The organism is Pseudomonas sp. P4795, from assembly GCF_048822895.1.
Taxonomy (GTDB): domain Bacteria; phylum Pseudomonadota; class Gammaproteobacteria; order Pseudomonadales; family Pseudomonadaceae; genus Aquipseudomonas.
In genome coordinates this window covers 203,682-224,083 of sequence record NZ_JBMFBT010000003.1, presented here as the reverse complement: position 1 = coordinate 224,083, position 20,402 = coordinate 203,682, and the positions used below count along the sequence as shown (strand labels likewise).

The window sequence follows — 20,402 nt, the reverse complement described above, 5'->3', positions numbered from 1 at the left end:
CGGACTAAAAAGGCGCCCCTCGGGCGCCTCTCCAGTTCTCTGAGCTTAGCGCAGAAATCAGTGCTGATGGCCACCTTCGCCATGCACGTGACCATGAGCCACTTCTTCCTGGCTGGCGTCACGGATGTCGATGACCTTCACTTTGAAGTTCAGGCGCTGACCGGCCAACGGGTGGTTGCCGTCAACGGTGACGTCGTCGCCGTCGAGGTCGCGGATGGTCACGATCTGCATCTGGCCGTCCGGCGCCGAAGCGTGGAACTGCATGCCGACTTCCAGCTCGTCAACACCTTCGAACATGCTGCGGCTCAGAGTGCTGACCAGTTCGGCAGCGTATTCGCCGTAAGCATCTTCCGGCTCGACGGCAACTTGCAGTTCGTCACCAACGGTTTTGCCTTCCAGGGCTTTTTCCAGACCTGGAATGATGTTGCCTGCGCCATGCAGGTAGACCAGCGGAGCGCCGCCGGCGGAGCTGTCGATGACCTCACCAGCGTCGTTGGTCAGGGTATAGTCGATGGAGACAGCCTTATTGGCGGCGATCAGCATGGGGCGAGACCTTTTGCAGAAGAATGAAGAACGGACAAGTCTAAACAAGGATTTGCCCGAAAGCGAACAGAACCCGGACAAACGGGGCGGATTGGCGCCTGCGACGATCACCGGCTTCCATCAGGACGAGGATGGCCACTGGGTCGTCGAACTGTCTTGCGGCCACACACAACACCTGCGCCACCAGCCACCGTGGCAATCGCGGGCCTGGGTGCTCAACCCGGCGCAGCGTATTGAAAAAATAGGCCAACCCTTTGCTTGCGGTTGGTGCGCACAAGGCTCGGTTAGCGCTAACCTTGGCGACTGAATTTCGGCAGATCGGCATAGGTCATAGAAAGCTGATCGCCATTGCGCTCCCTTAGAGAATCCGCATGCAAACTTTTTTTATCGCGCCCACCGATTTTGGTGTGGGTCTGACCTCGATCAGCCTCGGGCTGGTACGCACGCTTGAGCGGGCCGGGCTGAAAGTCGGTTTCTTCAAGCCGATTGCCCAGCCGCATCCAGGCGACACCGGCCCTGAACGTTCCACCGAACTGGTGGCACGCACCCACGGCCTGAAGCCGCCGCAGCCGCTGGGGCTGGCCCACGTCGAACGGATGCTCGGCGACGGTCAGCTCGACGAGTTGCTGGAAGAAATCATCACCCTTTATCAGCAGGCTGCCATCGGCAAAGACGTGCTGATCGTTGAAGGCATGGTGCCGACGCGCAGCGCCAGCTATGCCGCACGGGTCAATCTGCATCTGGCGAAAAGCCTGGATGCCGAGGTGATTCTGGTCTCGGCGCCGGAAAACGAGGTGCTGACCGAGCTGTCCGGGCGCGTCGAGTTGCAGGCACAACTGTTCGGCGGACCGAAAGATCCGAAGGTCCTCGGCGTGATTCTCAACAAGGTCAAGACCGATGAGAGCATGGAGGCCTTCGCCACACGCCTGAAAGAGCATTCGCCATTGCTGCGCAGCGGTGATTTCCGCTTGCTCGGCTGCATTCCGTTTCAGCCGGAACTGAATGCCCCGCGCACCCGCGACGTCGCTGATCTAATGAACGCGCAAGTGCTCAATGCGGGCGACTACGAAACCCGGCGCATGACCAAAATCATCATCTGCGCGCGCACCATGCGCAACACCGTCGAGCTACTCAAGCCCGGTGTACTGGTGGTGACACCGGGCGACCGCGACGACATCATCCTTGCCGTCAGCCTTGCCGCGATGAACGGCGTGCCGTTGGCCGGCCTGCTGCTGACCAGTGACACCCTGCCCGATCCGCGCATCATGGATCTGTGCCGTGGCGCATTGCAGGCCGGTTTGCCGGTTTTGTCGGTGAGCACCGGCTCCTACGACACCGCCAACCAGCTCAATGGCCTGAACAAGGAAATCCCGATCGATGACCGCGAGCGCGCCGAGATCATCACCGATTTCGTCGCCAGCCACCTCGACGCCAACTGGCTGCACCAGCGTTGCGGCACACCGCGCGAGATGCGCCTGTCGCCGGCGGTGTTCCGCTATCAACTGATTCAACGCGCCCAAGCGGCAAACAAACGCATTGTTCTGCCGGAGGGCAGCGAGCCGTTGACCGTACAGGCGGCGGCGATCTGTCAGGCGCGCGGCATTGCCCGCTGCGTGCTGCTGGCGAAACCGGAAGACGTGCAAGCGGTGGCGCGCGCCCAAGGCATTGAGCTGCCGGAAGGCCTGGAGATTCTTGATCCGGACTTGATCCGCGAGCGCTACGTCGAGCCGATGGTCTCGCTGCGCAAGAGCAAAAGCCTCAACGCGCCGATGGCCGAACAGCAACTCGAAGACACCGTGGTGATCGGCACCATGATGCTCGCACTTGATGAGGTCGACGGGCTGGTGTCCGGAGTCATTCACTCCACCGCCAACACCATCCGCCCGGCCTTGCAACTGATCAAAACCGCGCCAGGCTGCACGCTGGTGTCGTCGGTGTTCTTCATGCTGTTTCCCGAAGAAGTGCTGGTTTACGGCGACTGCGTGATGAACCCGCACCCGAGCGCGATTGAACTGGCAGAAATTGCCCTGCAAAGCGCCGACTCGGCCGCCGCGTTCGGCATCACTCCGCGAGTGGCGATGATCAGCTATTCCAGCGGTGATTCGGCCAGTGGTGAAGAAGTCGAGAAAGTCCGCGAGGCGACCCTGCTCGCTCACGAACAACAGCACTCGCTGCTGATCGACGGCCCGTTGCAGTACGATGCCGCGGCCAACGAAACCGTGGCCCGGCAACTGGCGCCGAACAGCCAGGTGGCCGGTCGCGCCACGGTGTTCGTGTTCCCTGACCTGAACACCGGCAACACCACACACAAAGCCGTGCAGCGCAGCGCCGACTGCGTCAGCCTCGGGCCGATGCTGCAAGGCCTGCGCAAACCGGTGAACGATCTGCCGCGCGGCGCGCAGGTCGATGACATCGTCTACACCATCGCCCTGACCGCGATTCAAGCCGCCAACCGACCTATGGATGTATAAATGCTGGCCTTTCTCCCTGCCCCGTTACGCGGCGTGATCGCCGCACTGCTGTTGGCACTCAACACCATTCTGCTGTGCTCGTTCCTGTTTCTGGTGGCGCTGTTCAAGGTGCTGCCGTTCGCCCTGGCCCGGCGCTTCACGCGCTGGCTGATGGGCCACACTCACGAAGCGTGGATCAGCAACAACAAAGCCTGGATGAACCTGGTCTGCCGCACCCGCTGGCACCTCAGCGGCCTGCAAGGTCTGGATTATCAGCACTCGTACCTGATCACCAGCAACCACCAGAGCTGGGTCGACATCATGGTCCTGCAATACGTGCTCAACCGCCGGATCCAGCCGCTGAAGTTTTTTCTCAAGCAAGAGCTGATCTGGGTCCCGGTAATCGGTCTGGCCTGGTGGGCGCTGGGCTTTCCGTTCATGAAGCGCTACTCCAAGGCGTACCTGGAAAAGCACCCGGAGAAGAAAGGCAAAGACCTCGAAACCACGCGCAAGACTTGCGCGAAATTTCGCAATAACCCGGTGGGCATTTTCAACTTTGTCGAAGGCACGCGCTTCACCGAGGGCAAGCATGCGCAGCAGAAGTCGCCGTTCAAATATTTGCTCAAGCCCAAGGCTGGCGGTATTGCGTTTGTGCTGGATGCCATGGGTGAACAGCTGGAGTCGATCGTCAATGTGACCATCCATTATCCGGGCGGGCGTCCGGGTTATTGGGACTTGCTGTGCGGCAATGTGCGTGACGTGGTGGTGCACTTTGAAGAGCTGAAGATTCCGCCTGCGTTCATCGGCAAGAACTACGATCAGGACGGCGAATACCGCCTGCAATTCCAGGGCTGGATCAATCAGCTGTGGCAGGACAAGGATGCGTTGCTCGAACAAATGCACCGCGAGTATCCAGCGAAGTCTTGAGGCGTCTGTCCGGGCCTCATCGCTGGCAAGCCAGCTCCCACAGTAAGTTTCAGCGAACACAAATAGTGTGTACTGCCGAGAAACCTGTGGGAGCTGCGGTGCGACGATTCGACTTGCCAGCGATAGCAATCTCAAGACAACAAAAAACCCGCCGATGATCACTCATCGGCGGGTTTTTCAGTTTGCGGCTAACGCTTAGATCGCGCCACGCTTGCGCAGCAGATCGAGCACTTGCTTGACGCTGTCCTCCAGCGACAGCGACTGGGTGTCGATCACCAGATCGGCGTCCAGCGGCACATCGTACGGGAAGGATTCGCCCGGAATGTTGTCGCCACCAGCGGCGTACAGACCTTGCGGATCACGCTCGGCGCAAACGGCTGGTGAGGCCTGAACGTAGACCGTCAACAGACGCTCCTTGCCGATCAGATCCTTGGCCTGCTCGCGACCTACAGCGCTCGGTGCAACGAATGCCGCCAGCGTCAACAGACCGGCCTCGTTGAACTGACGCGCCACGTGCGCAGCACGGCTCCAGTTTTCGGTACGACCGGCGCGATCCTGTGGCAGCCCCTTGTTCAGGTCATGGCGCAAGTTCTGGCCATCCAGCACGAACACCGCACGACCGAGGTCGAACAACTTGCGCTCGACCGCGTAGGCCAGCGTGCTTTTGCCGGCGCCCGACAAGCCGCTGAACAGTACAGTCGCCGGCTGCTGGCCAAAGCGCTGAGCGCGCTCCTCAGTTGCTACGTGCGCCAGTTTGCCGTGATGCGTCGCGGTGCCGTGAGTCAATGGCTGAGCCACGATCATGCCGGCGCCGACGGTGCCGTTGGTCAAACGATCGATGATGATGAACGCGCCAGTGGTGCGGTTGCTTTCGTAACCGTCGAGGGCGATCGGCGCATCGAGCGCGATCCTGACCTTGCCGATTTCGTTGAGCTGCAACGCGCTCGCCGGGCCTTCTTCGAGGGTGTTGACGTCGACCTTGTTGACGATGCTGGCAATCGAGCCCGGCACGTAACTGGTGGCACGTTTGATGTCGTATTTCTTGCCCGGCAGCATCGGCTCTTCAGCCATCCACACCAGCATCGCTTCAAAGCTGTCGGTGACCGGCGGCACGTTGTCGGCGTGGACCAACAGGTCGCCACGGGAGATGTCGATCTCGTCTTCCATGGTCAGCGTCACCGCTTGACCTGGACCTGCGTGTTCCAGTTCACCGTCGAAGGTGACGATGGATTTCACGCGGCTGCTCTTGCCCGACGGCAGGACAACAACTTCGTCCCCCTTCTTGACGATGCCGCTGGCGAGGGTGCCGGCGAAGCCACGGAAGTTCAGGTTCGGACGGTTGACGTACTGCACCGGGAAACGCAGATCGGTGAAGTTGCGATCGCCCGCCACTTCCACGGTCTCGAGAATTTCCATCAGCGACTGGCCGGTGTACCACGGCGAGCGCTCGGATTTGTTCACTACGTTGTCGCCCTTCAGCGCCGACATCGGCACGAAGTGCATGCTCGTCGGCTTGAGCTTCAAGCCTTCGGCGAATTTCAGGTAGTCGGCCTTGATCGACTCGAACACACCTTGGTCGAAGTCTTTCAGGTCCATCTTGTTGATGGCGACCACGATGTGTTTGATGCCGAGCAGCGAGGCGATAAAGCTATGGCGACGGGTCTGGGTCTGCACACCGTAACGCGCGTCGACCAGGATGATCGCCAGGTCACAGGTGGACGCACCGGTGGCCATGTTGCGGGTGTACTGCTCATGGCCCGGGGTGTCGGCGATGATGAATTTGCGTTTGGCGGTGGAGAAATAGCGGTAAGCGACATCGATGGTGATGCCCTGCTCACGCTCGGCCTGCAGGCCATCGACCAGCAATGCCAGGTCGATGTCTTCGCCAGTGGTGCCGACTTTTTTCGAGTCGCGGGTAATCGCTTCGAGGTGATCTTCGTAGATCATCTTCGAGTCGTGCAGCAGGCGCCCGATCAGGGTGCTCTTGCCGTCATCGACGTTACCGCAGGTCAAAAAGCGCAGCAGCTCTTTACGTTCGTGCTGGCCCAGGTAGGCGAGGATGTCCTCGCTGATCAAATCAGATACGTGCGACATGACAACCCCTTAGAAATAACCCTGACGTTTTTTGTCTTCCATAGAGCCTGCGCCATCGTGGTCGATGACCCGGCCCTGGCGCTCGGAAGTTCGCGTCAGGAGCATTTCCTGAATGATGTCCGTCAGGCTTTCGGCCTCGGACTCCACTGCGCCCGTCAACGGGTAGCAACCAAGGGTACGGAAACGCACTTTCTTTTTGACGATGCGTGCCTTGTCTTCATCAGACAGGTGCTCAAGGATGCGCTCGTCGTCGATCATGATCAGCGTGCCGTTCTTCTCGATCACTTCGCGCTCGGCTGCGAAATACAGCGGCACAATCGGGATGCCTTCGAGATAGATGTACTGCCAGATGTCCAGCTCGGTCCAGTTCGACAACGGGAATACACGAATGGATTCGCCCTTGTTGACCTTGCCGTTGTAGACGTTCCACAGCTCTGGACGCTGGTTTTTCGGATCCCAGCGGTGTTTGCTGTCGCGGAACGAGTACACGCGCTCTTTGGCACGGGATTTCTCTTCATCGCGACGGGCACCGCCGAACGCTGCGTCAAAACCATGCTTGTCGAGCGCCTGTTTCAGGCCCTCGGTTTTCATGATGTCGGTGTGCTTGGCGCTGCCGTGGGTGAACGGATTGATGTTCTGCGCGACGCCGTCCGGGTTGATGTGGGTGATCAAGTCCAGACCCAGTTCTTCGACCATCTTGTCGCGGAACTTGTACATCTCCTGGAATTTCCAGCGAGTGTCGACGTGCATCACCGGAAACGGCAGTTTGCCCGGGAAGAACGCCTTGCGTGCCAGGTGCAGCATCACGGCGGAGTCTTTACCGATGGAGTACAGCATCACCGGGTTATCGAACTCGGCTGCCACCTCGCGGATGATGTGGATGCTTTCCGCCTCCAGCTGTTTCAGATGCGTCAGTTTGTCGACCATGGCTACTCACGAAAGCTTTCTTATGAACGGCCAGCGGGCCGTGTTCGAGCGGGGAATCCTAGCACAGCGGCCTGCTTCTAATCAGGACGCGAACTAGATCGAAAGGGTATATCAATATGCCCGCCCGTTTGGCTGCTCAGATCGGATTCGGGCAATCGATGAAGATATGCTCGACGGCGAAACGCTTGGCCAGATAGTCGCCCAGCGCCTGCACGCCGTAGCGTTCGGTGGCGTGATGACCGGCGGCGATGAAGCTGATGTCATTCTCGCGGGCGCTGTGGAAGGTTTGCTCGGAGGCTTCGCCGCTGAGGAACAGATCCACGCCAGCAGCGATGCCCTGATCGATGTAACCCTGACCACCACCGGTGCACCAGCCGACCCGACGAATCATCCCGCTGCCTTCAATCAACAGCGGCTCGCGGCCCATGACTTCCTGCACGCGACGGGCGAAATCCCTTGAGGTCATCGGCTCTTTCAATGAGCCAACCAGACCGACCACTTTGAGATTGTCCGGATCCAGCGGCCCTTCGACGGTGATGTCCAACTGACGCGCGAGCTGCACGTTGTTACCGACGTCCGGATGCAGGTCCAGCGGCAGGTGATAGGCGAGCAGGCTGATGTCGTGCTTGAGCAGTGTCTTCAAGCGGCGCTGCTTCATGCCGGTGATGCATGGGTTCTCGCCTTTCCAGAAGTAACCGTGATGCACCAGCACCAGATCGGCTTGCGCCTCGACGGCAGCATCGAGCAACGCCTGGCTGGCGGTGACGCCACTGACGATGCGCATTACTTGCGGACGGCCCTCGACCTGCAGGCCATTGGGGCAGTAATCGGCAATTTTTGCACTGGCGAGGTAACGGTCGGCTTCCTCGACCAGGGTGCTCAAAGCGACGGCCATGAAAGACTCCTAAATATCCCGTTCAGAGGCACGCGCGGCCTCGTATAATGCGCGTCATTATGGGCGGTCTGACTTCGCCTGCAACCTTTCCAGGACGTGCTTAATGTTCAAGGCGCTGCGTTTTTTCGGCTGGCCGCTGTTGGCCGGTGTGCTTATCGCTCTGTTGATTATTCAGCGATACCCGCAGTGGGTGGGGCTGCCGAGCCTTGACGTCAATCTGCAACAGGCGCCGCAAACCACCAGCGTGCAGCAGGGGCCGGTGTCCTATGCGGACGCGGTGACCATCGCCGCGCCGTCGGTGGTCAACCTGTACACCACCAAGGTCATCGCTAAACCGGCGCATCCGCTGTTTGAAGATCCGCAGTTCCGCCGGTTCTTCGGTGACAATTCGCCGAAGCAGAAGCGCATGGAATCGAGCCTCGGATCCGGCGTGATCATGAGCCCGGAAGGCTACATCCTGACCAACAACCACGTCACCAGCGGCGCCGACCAGATCGTCGTGGCGCTCAAGGATGGCCGCGAAACCCTCGCCCGTGTGATCGGCAGCGATCCGGAAACCGACCTCGCTGTTCTCAAAATCGATTTGAAAACCCTGCCGTCGATCACTGTCGGGCGCTCGGACAACATCCGCATCGGCGACGTCGCACTGGCCATCGGCAACCCGTTCGGGGTCGGCCAGACCGTGACCATGGGCATCATCAGCGCCACCGGGCGCAACCAGTTGGGCCTGAACAACTACGAAGACTTCATCCAGACCGACGCGGCGATCAACCCGGGCAACTCCGGCGGCGCACTGGTGGATGCCAACGGCAACCTCACCGGCATCAACACCGCGATCTTCTCCAAGTCCGGCGGCTCGCAAGGCATCGGTTTTGCGATTCCGGTGAAGCTGGCGATGGAAGTGATGAAGTCGATCATCGAGCATGGCCAGGTGATTCGCGGCTGGCTCGGGATTGAGGTGCAGCCGCTGACTCAGGAACTGGCGGAGTCGTTCGGCTTGTCCGGGCGTCCGGGGATTGTAGTGGCGGGGATCTTCCGTGACGGCCCGGCGCAGAAGGCTGGCCTGCAATTGGGCGACGTGATTCTGAGCATCGATGGCGAGCCGGCCGGTGATGGTCGGCGCTCGATGAATCAGGTGGCGCGGATCAAACCGACCGATAAAGTGACGATTCAGGTGATGCGTAACGGCAAGGAGCTGAAGCTCAGCGCCGAAATCGGCCTGCGCCCGCCACCGGCGCCGGTGAAGGAAAAAGAACCCGAGTAAGACTGTGTTCGCGCCGAGCGCGCGAATACAAGACATTCTCAAAAGGCATGTTATATTGTTTCAATCACTGAATTGGAACAACATAACATGTCGTCTCGAACAAAGGCCTCCCTGCTCGGCCTGACCCTTGGTTTGCTCGGCGAGCCCGCCTTCGCCGAAGAAGCGCAAACCCTCGAACTCGACGCCATCAGCGTCACTTCCGAATACGAATCCGCGAGCGGCCCGGTGAGCGGCTATCGGGCGACCCGCTCGGCCAGCGCGACCAAAACCGACACGGCAATCCGCGACATCCCGCAAGCCATCAGCGTAATACCTGCCAGCGTGCTCAAGGATCTCGGCAGTACCAGTGTCGAACGCGCACTGGATTTTGCCGGCGGCGTGTCCAAGCAGAACAACTTCGGCGGCCTGACGCTGTACGAGTACAGCATTCGCGGCTTCACCACTTCCGAGTTCTATAAAGACGGTTTCAGCGCCAATCGTGGTTACCCGAGCACGCCGGACGCGGCCAACATCGAGCGCATCGAAGTGCTCAAAGGCCCTGCCGCCAGCCTCTATGGCCGGGGCGATCCGGGCGGCACGGTAAACATCGTCAGTAAGAAGCCACAGCCTCAGGCCTTCACCACCCTGCAAACCAGCGCCGGCAGTTGGGATCGCTATCGCACGGCACTCGACGTCAACACGCCGCTGGATGAGCAAGGTGATGTGCTATCGCGGGTCAACCTCGCGGTCGAGGACAACAAGAGTTTTCGCGATCACGTCGACAGTCAGCGCGTGTTCGTCGCGCCCTCGATCAGTTGGCAATTGAACCCGGATACGTCGTTGTTGGTGGAAAGCGAAATAGTGCGCCACAGCTCGACGTTCGACCGGGGCATCGTTGCGCCGAACAATAAATGGAGCGGTGTCTCGCGCTCGACTTTCCTCGGCGAACCGAATGACGGCGACATCGACAACCACAACAACATGCTGCAAGCCGCGCTTGAGCATCAGCTCAATGACACCTGGAAACTGCGCCTCGCCAGCCATTACAAGGAAGGCAAGCTCTGGGGTTTCGCCTCCGAATCGCGGCCACTGAACGCCGACGGGCACACGGTCAATCGCCGCTATCGCGAGCGCGACAACAACTGGCACGACAGCATCACCCAACTGGAATTGCGTGGGTTATTCGACGTCGGCAGTTGGCAGCACGAGTTGTTGATCGGCAGCGAGTACGAGAACTACCGCAAGGACGAACGCGTCACCACCATCGCTGGCAGCCCGTATGCCATCGACATCTACAACCCGGTCTACGGCCAGCCCAAGCCCAACGGCGCACGTTCGGGCACTGACTTCTTCGAGCACGTCGAAAGCCATGCCTTGAATGTGCAGGATCAAATAGTCTTCAGCGACAAACTGCGCGGGATGGTCGGTGCGCGCTTCGAGCATTTCGATCAACGCATCGATGACCACACCCGCGACGCGCGCAGCCGCCAGACTCACGATGCACTGACGCAACGCGCCGGCCTGCTGTATCAACTGACGCCGCAAACCGGCGTGTTCGCCAATGCCTCGACCTCGTTCAAACCGAACAATGGCCTCGACGCCGGCGGTAAATCCTTCGACCCGGAACAAGGCGTCGGCTACGAGATCGGCATCAATAACGAACTGTTCGACGAACGCCTGAGCAGCACCCTCGCCTTCTTCCACATCGACAAGGAAAACGTGCTCGCGGTCGATCCGGGCACCGACACCAGCCGCGCGATGGGCAAGGCGCGCAGTCAGGGTTTTGATCTGCAAGTGACCGGGCAAGTGACCGATGCGCTGCGAGTGATCGGCGCCTTCGCCTACATCGATGCCGAAGTGACCAAGGGCGACGCGGCGATTCCTGCCGGCAGCCGCATCCTCGGCGTGGCCAAACGCAGCGGCAGTTTGTTAGGTGTTTACGAATTTCAGGACGGCCATCTGCGCGGCTCGGATGTCGGTGCGGCGTTCACTTATGTCGGTGATCGCTCTGGCGAAGCTGGCAGCGATTTCGAGTTGCCGGCGTATCACACCGTCGATCTGCTGGCGCATTACAAGGCCACTGACAACGTCACCGTCGGCCTGAATCTGAACAACCTGTTCGACGAAAAATACTACGAGCGCTCGTACAGCAATTACTGGGTCAACCCCGGCGAGCCGCGCAACTTCACCGTCAGCCTGACCCTCAACCTGTAAGGACGTCACCATGCACCACGGCAAACTCTTATTGATCATCGCTGCGTTGTTCACTACTCAAGCATCGGCCCATGGCCTGTGGACCGAACAACGGCGCGGCAATATCGAAGTGGTCTACGGCCACGGCGCCGAAGACAACGCGTTCAAGGCGCAGAAAATCAGCGGCGCGTGGGCGTATGACGTCAGCGGCAAGATGATTCCGGTCAACGTGCAGCGCCTGCCCGATCATGCGCGCCTGCAACCCCTAAAGCCCCCAGCAGTACTGGCCGTAGCCTTGAACAATGGCATGTGGTCGCAAACGGCAGACAAGAAGTGGATCAATCAAGGGCGCAGCAAAGTGCCCGGTGCAATCGAGGCGACCGAAACGTTCAAGTACAGCCTGGCGATTTATCAACCCGGGGCGAAGTTGCCCAAGCTGAATCAGATCAAATTGCTGATCCTGCCGGAGGTCGATCCGCTCACCGTGGGACCGGGGAACTCATTGCCGGTGCGGGTGTTGCTGGACGGCAAACCGGCGGCGGGGATCAAGTTGATTGGCGACTATCGCAATGCGCCGAATACGCTGAGCACCGAGACCGACAAGGACGGGCGGGCGCAGGTGCTGGTGCGTAATGAAGGGCTGAATGTGATCACGGCGCAGGTTGAGGTGGCGGTGAAGGACAGCCCTGATGTTAATAGTCGAGGGCTGTTTAGTTCGTTGACGTTTTTGGGGGAGGCTCATCACGAGTGATGGTGGGGGGGGGGGTCTGAATTACCTGTTGATCCGGAACTTCCCCCCTCACCCCAACCCTCTCCCCCCAAGGGGGCGAGGGGGAAAGGGAGCAGATCGGGGGGCTTTTCAGATTCTGAGTTCGACTCGGTATCTCAGGTCGATGTAGCTCTGAAGCATCCCCCTATCAGTCCCCTCTCCCCCCGGGAGAGGGTTAGGAGGCTCTTGCCTTTAAAGGTCGCCAAGCCCGTCGATCAACGCCTGATTCTGCTCCGGCGTGCCAATCGAAATCCGCAAGAACTGCGCAATCCGCTCTTGCTTGAAGTGCCGCACGATAACCCCTTGCTCACGCAACCTGGCCGCCAGCCCCGCCGCGTCATGCTGCGGATGCCGGGCGAAGATGAAGTTCGCCGCCGATGGCAGCACTTCAAATCCTTTGGCCTGCAACTGCGCAATCACCCACTCGCGGCTCTCGATCACCAGCGCGCAAGTCTTCTCGAAGTACTCGCGATCCTCGAAAGCAGCAGCGGCGCCGACGTTCGCCAGACGATCCAGCGGATACGAGTTGAAACTGTTCTTGATCCGCTCCAGCGCCTCGATCAGATCAGGATGCCCGACCGCCAGCCCAACCCGCAGTCCGGCCAGCGAACGCGATTTGGACAACGTCTGAGTCACCAGCAGATTCGGATAGCGATCGACCAGACTGATCGCAGTCTCCCCACCGAAATCGATGTAAGCCTCATCCACGACCACTACCGAATCCGGGCTGGCCTTGAGGATTTGCTCAACCGCGTCCAGTGCCAACAGGCAACCGGTCGGCGCGTTCGGATTGGGGAAAATGATCCCGCCGTTCGGCTTGGCGTAGTCCGCCGGGTTGATCTGAAACTGCGCGTCCAGCGGCACCGCGTCGAACTGGATGCCGTACAGACCGCAGTAGACCGGATAGAAGCTGTAGCTGATATCCGGGAACAAGATCGGCTGATCGTGGTGCAGCAAGCCGTGGAAAATGTGCGCCAGCACTTCATCCGAACCGTTGCCGAGGAACACTTGATTGCTCTGCACGCCGTAGTACTTGGCGACGGCGTTTTTCAGCAGATCGCTGTTCGGATCCGGATACAGGCGCAGGTTGTCATTCAGTTCCGTCTGCATCGCGGCCAAAGCTTTGGGCGACGGACCGTACGGGTTTTCGTTGGTGTTGAGCTTGACCAGTCTGGTCAGCTTCGGCTGCTCGCCCGGCACATAAGGCACCAGACTCTTGACGAACGGACTCCAGAATTTACTCATGTTCAGTTCCCCTGCTTGTCGTCAAGAATGCGGTATTCGGCACTGCGCGCGTGGGCGCTCAGCGATTCGCCACGGGCGAGGATCGAAGCGGTTTTGCCCAATTCGGAAGCACCGGCCTCGGAGCAGAAGATGATCGACGAACGCTTCTGGAAGTCATACACGCCCAGCGGCGAGGAGAAGCGCGCTGTGCCCGAAGTCGGCAATACGTGGTTCGGGCCTGCGCAGTAATCGCCCAGCGCCTCGGAAGTGTGGCGACCCATGAAGATCGCGCCAGCGTGGCGGATCTGCGGCAGCCAGGCCTGCGGGTCGGCGACCGACAGCTCCAGGTGTTCCGGAGCGATACGGTTGGCGACTTCGATGGCTTGCGCCATGTCGCGCACGTGGATCAGTGCACCACGGCCATTGATCGAGGTTTCGATGATGGTCGCGCGATCCATGGTCGGCAGCAGCTTGTCGATGCTCGCCGCGACCTTGTCGAGGAACTCGGCGTCCGGGCTGACCAGAATTGCCTGCGCGTCTTCGTCGTGCTCGGCTTGCGAGAACAGGTCCATGGCGATCCAGTCCGGATCGGTCTGACCGTCGCACACCACGAGGATTTCCGACGGTCCGGCGATCATGTCGATGCCGACCTGCCCGAACACGTGGCGCTTGGCAGTGGCAACGTAGATGTTGCCCGGGCCGACGACTTTGTCCACCTGAGGTACGCTTTCGGTGCCGTAGGCCAGCGCGGCAACCGCTTGTGCACCGCCGATGGTGAACACGCGGTCGACGCCGGCGATGCATGCCGCCGCCAGTACCAGTTCGTTGACTTCACCACGCGGAGTCGGCACGACCATGACCACTTCGGTCACGCCGGCAACCTTGGCCGGAATCGCGTTCATCAATACCGACGACGGATACGACGCCTTGCCGCCCGGCACGTACAGACCGGCGCGATCCAGTGGCGTGACCTTCTGGCCAAGCACGGTGCCGTCTTCCTCGGTGTAACTCCAGGAATCCTGCTTCTGTTTTTCGTGATAGCTGCGCACGCGGGCAGCGGCTTTTTCCAAGGCTTCGCGTTGCGGCACGGTGATGCGCGTCAGCGCCAGTTCCAGGCGCTCGCGCGGCAGGATCAGGTCGGCCATCGAATTGACTTTGAGGCCGTCGAACTTCTCGGTGAACTCGACCAGCGCCGCATCGCCGCGCTCGCGCACAGCCTTGATGATGTCCAGCACGCGCTGATTGACCGAGTCGTCGGACACGCTTTCCCAGCTCAGCAGATGATCCAGATGACGTGCGAAATCCGGGTCGGCAGCGTTGAGTCGGCGAATTGCAGTCGGTGCGGTCATAGCGAGAGCCTCATAGGAATGGCAAAAACTCAGGCGCCCTAACTTAGCAGTCGTTTCCGCTTGGGCACCTGAGTTTCTGGCTATGAGGCGGATAGACGGGCGCGACTCAAAGTCGCGCAGGTAAATCAGCCGCGGTGTCGCGACTCCACTGCTTGACGCAGGGTGTCGATCAACGCCTGGATTCGGGCGTGTTGCATTTTCATCGAAGCCTTGTTGACCACCAGACGCGAGCTGATCGTGGCGATCAGTTCCTGAGGTTCCAGGCCATTGGCGCGCAAGGTGTTGCCGGTGTCGACCACGTCGATGATCTTGTCGGCCAGACCGATCAGCGGTGCCAGCTCCATCGAACCGTAGAGTTTGATGATGTCGACTTGACGACCCTGTTCTGCGTAGTAACGCTTGGCCACGTTGACGAACTTGGTCGCCACACGCAGACGACCCTTGGGCTCGACCGCGCCGATCTTGCCGGCGGTCATCAGTTTGCACTGGGCAATCTGCAGATCCAGCGGCTCGTACAGGCCCTGGCCGGTGTATTCCATCAACACGTCTTTACCGGCCACGCCGAGGTCGGCCGCGCCATGCTCGACATAGGTCGGCACGTCAGTGGCGCGCACGATCAACAGACGTACGTCCGGCTGAGTCGTGGGGATGATCAGCTTGCGGCTCTTGTCCGGATTCTCGGTCGGCACGATGCCCGCTTCAGCAAGCAGCGGCAGGGTGTCGTCAAGGATGCGGCCCTTGGACAGTGCGATGGTCAACATGGGAAACGTCAGTCCTTATCAAGGTACTCATGTCCGGTCGCAATCGGCGCCGGACACACATCGAGGCTGTCTAAAAGATCAGCCTCGATTCAGAACGAATTCAACGGACACGTCCCTGTGTCCACATGCAGCAATTAACCCGGAACGCGACGGATCTTGGCGCCCAGCATCTGCAGTTTCTCTTCGATGCACTCGTAACCACGGTCGATGTGGTAGATGCGGTCGATCAGGGTATCGCCTTCAGCAACCAGTGCCGAGATCACCAGGCTGGCCGACGCACGCAGGTCGGTGGCCATGACTGGCGCGCCCTTGAGCTTGTCGATGCCGGTGACGATGGCGGTGTTGCCTTCAACCTGGATATGCGCGCCCATGCGGTGCAGTTCGTACACGTGCATGAAACGGTTTTCGAAGATCGTCTCGATCACTGCACCGGTGCCTTCGGCAATGGCGTTGAGCGAGATGAACTGCGCCTGCATGTCGGTCGGGAAAGCCGGGTACGGCGCAGTGCGCACGTTCACTGCTTTCGGACGCTTGCCGTGCATGTTCAACTCGATCCAGTCTTCACCGCAGGTGATTTCTGCGCCGGCTTCACGAAGTTTTTCCAGAACGGCTTCGAGGATGGTCGGATCAGTGTCCTTGACCTTCACGCGGCCACCGGTGACCGCAGCGGCCACCAGGTAGGTGCCGGTTTCGATACGGTCAGGCATGACTTTATAGAAAGCCGAACCCAGACGCTCAACGCCATCGATGGTGATGGTGTCGGTACCGGCGCCGGAGACCTTGGCGCCCATGGCATTAAGGAAGTTCGCCAAGTCAACCACTTCAGGCTCACGGGCGGCGTTCTGCAGCACGCTGCGGCCCTTGGCCAGAGCAGCGGCCATCATGATGTTTTCGGTACCGGTCACACTGACGGTATCGAAGAAGAAGCTTGCACCGCGCAGGCCACCTTCAGGCGCCTTGGCCTTGATGTAGCCGCCTTCGACGTCGATCACTGCGCCCATGGCTTCGAGGCCACGGATGTGCAGGTCAACCGGACGCGAACCGATCGCGCAACCGCCAGGCAGTGCGACTTCGGCTTCACCGAAACGCGCGACCATCGGGCCCAGTACCAGGATCGATGCACGCATGGTTTTCACCAGTTCGTACGGAGCGATCAAAGTCTTGATGGTACGCGGGTCGATTTCGACGCTGAGCTTCTCGTCGATCACCGGCTCGATGCCCATCCGACCGAACAGCTCGATCATCGTGGTGATGTCGTGCAGGTGCGGCAGGTTTGCCACCGTCACCGGGCCATCGCACAGCAGCGTGGCGGCGAGGATCGGCAGGGCAGAGTTCTTTGCCCCGGAAATGCGGATCTCGCCATCAAGACGAGCGCCACCAGTAATAATCAATTTATCCATAACAATCTCGACGCCCTTAGGCTCAGGTGCGCTCGGCCCAGGCCGCGCTGCTGAAAAATTTCATAGTGACCGCGTGGATGCTGCCATCAGCGATCCATGGGTTCAAATGGGCATAGATGCTCTGCTGACGCTTGACCGGGCTTAACGCCGCCAGTTCATCGCTGATCACGTTCAGCTGAAAGTTGCAGCCTTCGCCTTCAACTTCCACCTGGATTCCGGGCAGATTTGCTTCAAGGAAGCTCTTCACTTCTACGGCCTGCATGCTCAACCTCAATCGGCGCCCTGTGCGCACGGGTCGCACATCATACAAAAAAGCCCCGCGCCTGCGAACCCCGCGTGGCAGGACTCTGACGGGGGGCTGATTTACTGATGCGGGTTCAGGGTTGCGCCAACAGCTCGGTCAGCTCGCTGACCTGAGCAATTTCACGCATGTCTTCGGGCATCGCGCGGATGCTCACGGCCTTGCCGGCCGCTTGCGCATCACGCATGAAGCACAACAGCAACGACAAACCGACGCTGCTGGACTTCTGCACTGCCGAGCAATCGATCACCAACGACGCGGCTTTGCTGGACTTGATCAGTGCCTGACCTTCCTTGCGCAAGGCCGGGCCGGTGCGATAGTCCAGCACGCCGCTGAGCGACAGCTCGTCGACATCACTCATACGTACTGCCGCCTCGTTCATTGCGCTTGCTTCTCGGCGGCTTGTTCGGTGGTCTGCTTGGCCTTGGCCACTTCCCCGGCCCAATTGTTGATGGTCTTGTCGAGGTCGTTGCCATTGCGCTGCATCGCGTCAGCGAACTGATCACGGAACAGTTTGCCGATGTTGATGCCGTTGATGATCACGTTGCGCAGTTTCCACTCGCCGTTGATCTTCTCCAGCGTGTACTGCACCGGATACACCGCGCCACTGCTGCCCTTGACGGTCATGTTGACGCTGGTGCGATCACCCGACTCGTCCTTGGCAGGATCGACGGTAATGCCCTGGTTGTTGTACTCGAGCAAAGCGTTGCCGTAGAACTGGAACAGGCCTCGCTTGAAGTTCTCTTCGAACGTCTTCATCTGCGCAGGCGTGGCCTTGCGCGAGTACTTGACGGTCATGATGCTCTTGGAAATGCCTTCGGCATCCACGACTGGCCCGACGATGGTGTTCAGCGCCGTGTAGAAGTCAGTCGGATCCTGCTTGTACTTTTCTTTGTTGGCGGCCAGATCAGCCAGCAACCGGCTGGTCGTGTCCTGAACCAGTTCGTGCGCCGAAGGTGCCGCCACGGCGTTAGCCACCAGCGGCAGTGCCGCGAGTAACACCAACAGGCCACGTCGCAAGGTAGAGATCATTCAAAAGCTCCTCATTTGGCGTCTTTGCTAACGGTATTGAGCAGGAATTTACCAATCAGGTCTTCCAGTACCAGAGACGACTGCGTGTCATGAATGGTTCCACCATCCTTGAGCGGGGTGTCTTCGCCGCCCACACTGATACCGATGTATTTCTCGCCCAACAGGCCAGCGGTCAGGATAGACGCTGTGGAGTCAGTCGGCAGGTTGTCGACGCTCTTGTTCACTTGCAGGGTAACCCGACCGGTGAAGCTGTCGCGATCCAGATCGATTGCAGTGACCTTGCCGATGGTTACACCGGCCATGGTCACTTTGGCTCTGACAGTCAAACCGGCGATATTGTCGAAATAGGCGTAAAGCTTGTAGGTATCGGTGGTCGACGTCGGAGACAGGCCACTGACCCGCAACGCAAGCAGCAGCAAAGCCAGGATCCCTGCCAGCAGGAACAGGCCGACACCGATTTCCAGGGTGCGGTTTTGCATCAGAAATCTCCAAACATCAAAGCGGTCAGAATAAAGTCCAGACCGAGCACTGCCAGTGAGGCATATACCACGGTCTTGGTAGTGGCACGACTGATCCCCTCGGAAGTGGGCTCACAGTCATAGCCTTGGAATACGGCGATCCAGGTAACGACGAAGGCAAAAACCGCGCTCTTGATGACGCCATTAAGCACATCATCGGCGAAGTTCACGCTGTTTTGCATGTTCGCCCAGTACGAGCCTTCATAAACGCCCAGCCAGTCCACAGCCACCCACGAACCGCCCCAGATACCGACCACGCTGAAAATCATTGCCAGCACTGGCAGGGAAATGAAACCGGCCCACAGACGCGGGGCAATGATGTACTTGAGCGGGTCGACACCGATCATCTCAAGACTGGACAGCTGTTCGGTGGACTTCATGTTGCCGATTTCGGCGGTCAACGCCGAACCGGCGCGCCCGGCGAACAACAGCGCGGTGACTACCGGCCCCAGTTCACGCAACAGCGTCAGCGCAACCATTTGCCCCACTGCCTGCTCCGAACCGTAGCTCGACAGAATGCTGAAACCCTGCAGCGCCAAAACCATCCCGATGAAGATGCCGGATACAACGATGATCACCAGCGACATCACGCCAACCGAGTGCAGTTGCTTCACCAGCAAACCGAAACCGCCGCCAATACCACCACGGCCAAGCAAGGCATGAAACAGGAACACGGTTGCGCGACCGAACACCGCAATGCCGTCGATCACGGCATGGCCGAACCGACGCACGCGCTCAATTAATGAAATTCTGCGCATCAGCGACGCTTCCCCAGAAGATCTGCGCGGTAATCCGTCGCTGGAAAGTGATATGGAACCGGACCGTCAGGGTCGCCGGTCATGAACTGACGGATGCGCGGGTCGTCCGAGTTCATCAACTCGTCCGGCGTGCCCTGCCCCAGTACCTGACCATCACCGACTACATATATATAGTCGGCAATACTCGCGGTTTCGGCCAGATCGTGGGAGACCACGATGCTGGTGATCCCCAGCGCATCATTGAGCAGGCGAATCAGGCGCACCAGCACGCCCATGGCGATCGGATCCTGACCGACAAAGGGTTCGTCGTACATGAGAATTTGCGGATCGAGCGCAATCGCCCGGGCCAGCGCAACGCGGCGCTTCATGCCGCCGGACAACTCGTCGGGCATCAATTCGATGGCCCCGCGCAGCCCCACCGCCTGCAGTTTGAGCAGGACGATGTCGCGGATCATTTCTTCCGGCAACTCGGTATGAACGCGCAGGGGAAATGCAACGTTCTCGAACACATCGAGATCGGTGAACAGCGCGCCGCTCTGAAACAGCACACCCATGTGCTTGCGCGCATCGAACAGATCACTGCGCGACAGCGTCGGCAGGTTCTGTCCGTTGACCCAGACTTCGCCTTGGGAAGGACGCAACTGGGCGCCCATCAACCGTAGCAGCGTGGTCTTGCCGCACCCGGAAGGTCCCATGATGCCGGTGACCTTGCCGCGTGGAATGCGGATATCGACGTTATTGAAAATGCTCCGCGCACCGCGCTTGAAGGAGACTCCCTTCAGCTCGACCGCGTAGGCGTTATCGGCACTCATCTAAACTCCTTGCGATGCAGCCTCTCACTCGGACGCCAGACTTTCTGAAGAAAGCACTTACATCCCGGGCAGGCCGAACTGGCGGCGAACTATATCACTGCAAAGGCCAAGCGCCCAAGGGTTGAACCGGCAGGCATTCACCGATATGAGGGGTCTGCCCCGGCTTTTCAGGCGTTTTGGTAACGAGTAATGACAAAGCACGACGA

The 20,402-nt window shown here is 59.7% G+C and carries 20 protein-coding genes; 6 read left to right on the top strand and 14 right to left on the bottom strand.

The window, feature by feature from the left end; all coding sequences use genetic code 11:
* Positions 1-57 precede the first annotated feature (57 nt).
* Positions 58-543, bottom strand: coding sequence for an FKBP-type peptidyl-prolyl cis-trans isomerase (locus ACOI8A_RS09605; protein WP_420647651.1), 486 nt, complete (start codon positions 541-543; stop codon positions 58-60).
* On the opposite strand from ACOI8A_RS09605, the gene ACOI8A_RS09600 reads away from it, so the two are divergent.
* The 3 genes from ACOI8A_RS09600 (at position 512) to ACOI8A_RS09590 (ending at position 3,920) form a co-directional block, all read left to right on the top strand.
* Entirely contained in the window at positions 512-850 is a 339-nt protein-coding gene (locus ACOI8A_RS09600) for a DUF3565 domain-containing protein (RefSeq protein WP_420647650.1), read from the top strand. The two genes, ACOI8A_RS09605 and ACOI8A_RS09600, sit on opposite strands and share 32 nt — an antisense overlap.
* Before the next feature lie 64 nt (positions 851-914).
* Positions 915-3,014, top strand: a complete 2,100-nt coding sequence (gene pta / locus ACOI8A_RS09595) for a phosphate acetyltransferase (RefSeq protein ID WP_420647649.1) — start codon at positions 915-917, stop codon at positions 3,012-3,014.
* Positions 3,015-3,920, top strand: a complete 906-nt coding sequence (locus ACOI8A_RS09590; RefSeq protein ID WP_420647648.1) for an acyltransferase — start codon at positions 3,015-3,017, stop codon at positions 3,918-3,920.
* A 195-nt stretch (positions 3,921-4,115) separates the two neighbouring features.
* Here ACOI8A_RS09590 and cysN read toward each other — a convergent pair whose 3' ends face one another.
* The 3 genes from cysN to ACOI8A_RS09575 form a co-directional block, all read right to left on the bottom strand.
* The gene (cysN, locus tag ACOI8A_RS09585) at positions 4,116-6,014 is read right to left on the bottom strand and encodes a sulfate adenylyltransferase subunit CysN (RefSeq protein ID WP_420647647.1); all 1,899 of its coding nucleotides are present in this window, start codon (positions 6,012-6,014) and stop codon (positions 4,116-4,118) included.
* A 9-nt stretch (positions 6,015-6,023) separates the two neighbouring features.
* Positions 6,024-6,941, bottom strand: a complete 918-nt coding sequence (gene cysD / locus ACOI8A_RS09580; RefSeq protein ID WP_007912374.1) for a sulfate adenylyltransferase subunit CysD — start codon at positions 6,939-6,941, stop codon at positions 6,024-6,026.
* Between the two features lie 136 nt (positions 6,942-7,077).
* Positions 7,078-7,836, bottom strand: a complete 759-nt coding sequence (locus ACOI8A_RS09575; protein ID WP_420647646.1) for a Nif3-like dinuclear metal center hexameric protein — start codon at positions 7,834-7,836, stop codon at positions 7,078-7,080.
* Between the two features lie 103 nt (positions 7,837-7,939).
* Here ACOI8A_RS09575 and algW point away from each other — a divergent pair, with 103 nt between their 5' ends.
* From algW to ACOI8A_RS09560, 3 genes are all read left to right on the top strand, one after another.
* Positions 7,940-9,100: a Do family serine endopeptidase AlgW gene (gene algW, locus ACOI8A_RS09570; protein WP_420647645.1), complete on the top strand. Its 1,161-nt coding sequence runs from the start codon at positions 7,940-7,942 to the stop codon at positions 9,098-9,100.
* Between the two features lie 87 nt (positions 9,101-9,187).
* Positions 9,188-11,293 (top strand): TonB-dependent siderophore receptor, encoded by a 2,106-nt coding sequence (locus ACOI8A_RS09565; protein ID WP_420647644.1) that lies wholly within the window; start codon positions 9,188-9,190, stop codon positions 11,291-11,293.
* Positions 11,294-11,303: 10 nt separating this feature from the next.
* Positions 11,304-12,023 (top strand): DUF4198 domain-containing protein, encoded by a 720-nt coding sequence (locus ACOI8A_RS09560; RefSeq protein ID WP_420647643.1) that lies wholly within the window; start codon positions 11,304-11,306, stop codon positions 12,021-12,023.
* 210 nt (positions 12,024-12,233) lie between these two features.
* Here ACOI8A_RS09560 and hisC read toward each other — a convergent pair whose 3' ends face one another.
* The 10 genes from hisC to ACOI8A_RS09510 all read right to left on the bottom strand — a co-directional run bounded on the left by hisC (position 12,234) and on the right by ACOI8A_RS09510 (position 20,196).
* Complete coding sequence (hisC, locus tag ACOI8A_RS09555) at positions 12,234-13,286, bottom strand: histidinol-phosphate transaminase (protein ID WP_420647642.1); 1,053 nt, start codon at positions 13,284-13,286, stop codon at positions 12,234-12,236.
* 2 nt (positions 13,287-13,288) lie between these two features.
* A complete protein-coding gene (hisD, locus tag ACOI8A_RS09550; protein ID WP_420647641.1) occupies positions 13,289-14,614 on the bottom strand; it encodes a histidinol dehydrogenase in 1,326 nt (441 codons plus the stop codon).
* Between the two features lie 125 nt (positions 14,615-14,739).
* On the bottom strand, positions 14,740-15,375 hold the full coding sequence (hisG, locus tag ACOI8A_RS09545) for an ATP phosphoribosyltransferase (protein WP_420647640.1): 636 nt from the start codon (positions 15,373-15,375) through the stop codon (positions 14,740-14,742).
* A gap of 134 nt (positions 15,376-15,509) precedes the next feature.
* Positions 15,510-16,775: a UDP-N-acetylglucosamine 1-carboxyvinyltransferase gene (murA, locus tag ACOI8A_RS09540; protein WP_150595035.1), complete on the bottom strand. Its 1,266-nt coding sequence runs from the start codon at positions 16,773-16,775 to the stop codon at positions 15,510-15,512.
* A gap of 22 nt (positions 16,776-16,797) precedes the next feature.
* Complete coding sequence (locus ACOI8A_RS09535) at positions 16,798-17,037, bottom strand: BolA family protein (protein ID WP_420647639.1); 240 nt, start codon at positions 17,035-17,037, stop codon at positions 16,798-16,800.
* 115 nt (positions 17,038-17,152) lie between these two features.
* The gene (locus ACOI8A_RS09530) at positions 17,153-17,458 is read right to left on the bottom strand and encodes an STAS domain-containing protein (protein ID WP_420647638.1); all 306 of its coding nucleotides are present in this window, start codon (positions 17,456-17,458) and stop codon (positions 17,153-17,155) included.
* Positions 17,455-18,108: an MlaC/ttg2D family ABC transporter substrate-binding protein gene (locus ACOI8A_RS09525; protein ID WP_420647637.1), complete on the bottom strand. Its 654-nt coding sequence runs from the start codon at positions 18,106-18,108 to the stop codon at positions 17,455-17,457. Before ACOI8A_RS09525 ends, ACOI8A_RS09530 begins: the two co-directional genes overlap by 4 nt.
* Positions 18,109-18,119: 11 nt before the next feature.
* A complete protein-coding gene (gene mlaD, locus ACOI8A_RS09520) occupies positions 18,120-18,587 on the bottom strand; it encodes an outer membrane lipid asymmetry maintenance protein MlaD (RefSeq protein ID WP_420647636.1) in 468 nt (155 codons plus the stop codon).
* Entirely contained in the window at positions 18,587-19,384 is a 798-nt protein-coding gene (gene mlaE, locus ACOI8A_RS09515; RefSeq protein ID WP_420651493.1) for a lipid asymmetry maintenance ABC transporter permease subunit MlaE, read from the bottom strand. Before mlaE ends, mlaD begins: the two co-directional genes overlap by 1 nt.
* Complete coding sequence (locus tag ACOI8A_RS09510) at positions 19,384-20,196, bottom strand: ATP-binding cassette domain-containing protein (protein WP_420647634.1); 813 nt, start codon at positions 20,194-20,196, stop codon at positions 19,384-19,386. The genes mlaE and ACOI8A_RS09510 overlap by 1 nt, the downstream gene beginning before the upstream one ends.
* Positions 20,197-20,402 lie beyond the last annotated feature (206 nt).

Excerpts from the sequence above, each read along its gene's own strand:
- ACOI8A_RS09600 (WP_420647650.1), top strand. The coding sequence starts at position 512 with ATGGAGACAGCCTTATTGGCGGCGATCAGCATGGGGCGAGACCTTTTG.
- ACOI8A_RS09605 (WP_420647651.1), bottom strand. The coding sequence starts at position 543 with ATGCTGATCGCCGCCAATAAGGCTGTCTCCATCGACTATACCCTGACC.
- pta (WP_420647649.1), top strand. The coding sequence starts at position 915 with ATGCAAACTTTTTTTATCGCGCCCACCGATTTTGGTGTGGGTCTGACC.
- ACOI8A_RS09590 (WP_420647648.1), top strand. The coding sequence starts at position 3,015 with ATGCTGGCCTTTCTCCCTGCCCCGTTACGCGGCGTGATCGCCGCACTG.
- cysN (WP_420647647.1), bottom strand. The coding sequence starts at position 6,014 with ATGTCGCACGTATCTGATTTGATCAGCGAGGACATCCTCGCCTACCTG.
- cysD (WP_007912374.1), bottom strand. The coding sequence starts at position 6,941 with ATGGTCGACAAACTGACGCATCTGAAACAGCTGGAGGCGGAAAGCATC.
- ACOI8A_RS09575 (WP_420647646.1), bottom strand. The coding sequence starts at position 7,836 with ATGGCCGTCGCTTTGAGCACCCTGGTCGAGGAAGCCGACCGTTACCTC.
- algW (WP_420647645.1), top strand. The coding sequence starts at position 7,940 with ATGTTCAAGGCGCTGCGTTTTTTCGGCTGGCCGCTGTTGGCCGGTGTG.
- ACOI8A_RS09565 (WP_420647644.1), top strand. The coding sequence starts at position 9,188 with ATGTCGTCTCGAACAAAGGCCTCCCTGCTCGGCCTGACCCTTGGTTTG.
- ACOI8A_RS09560 (WP_420647643.1), top strand. The coding sequence starts at position 11,304 with ATGCACCACGGCAAACTCTTATTGATCATCGCTGCGTTGTTCACTACT.
- hisC (WP_420647642.1), bottom strand. The coding sequence starts at position 13,286 with ATGAGTAAATTCTGGAGTCCGTTCGTCAAGAGTCTGGTGCCTTATGTG.
- hisD (WP_420647641.1), bottom strand. The coding sequence starts at position 14,614 with ATGACCGCACCGACTGCAATTCGCCGACTCAACGCTGCCGACCCGGAT.
- hisG (WP_420647640.1), bottom strand. The coding sequence starts at position 15,375 with ATGTTGACCATCGCACTGTCCAAGGGCCGCATCCTTGACGACACCCTG.
- murA (WP_150595035.1), bottom strand. The coding sequence starts at position 16,775 with ATGGATAAATTGATTATTACTGGTGGCGCTCGTCTTGATGGCGAGATC.
- ACOI8A_RS09535 (WP_420647639.1), bottom strand. The coding sequence starts at position 17,037 with ATGCAGGCCGTAGAAGTGAAGAGCTTCCTTGAAGCAAATCTGCCCGGA.
- ACOI8A_RS09530 (WP_420647638.1), bottom strand. The coding sequence starts at position 17,458 with ATGAACGAGGCGGCAGTACGTATGAGTGATGTCGACGAGCTGTCGCTC.
- ACOI8A_RS09525 (WP_420647637.1), bottom strand. The coding sequence starts at position 18,108 with ATGATCTCTACCTTGCGACGTGGCCTGTTGGTGTTACTCGCGGCACTG.
- mlaD (WP_420647636.1), bottom strand. The coding sequence starts at position 18,587 with ATGCAAAACCGCACCCTGGAAATCGGTGTCGGCCTGTTCCTGCTGGCA.
- mlaE (WP_420651493.1), bottom strand. The coding sequence starts at position 19,384 with ATGCGCAGAATTTCATTAATTGAGCGCGTGCGTCGGTTCGGCCATGCC.
- ACOI8A_RS09510 (WP_420647634.1), bottom strand. The coding sequence starts at position 20,196 with ATGAGTGCCGATAACGCCTACGCGGTCGAGCTGAAGGGAGTCTCCTTC.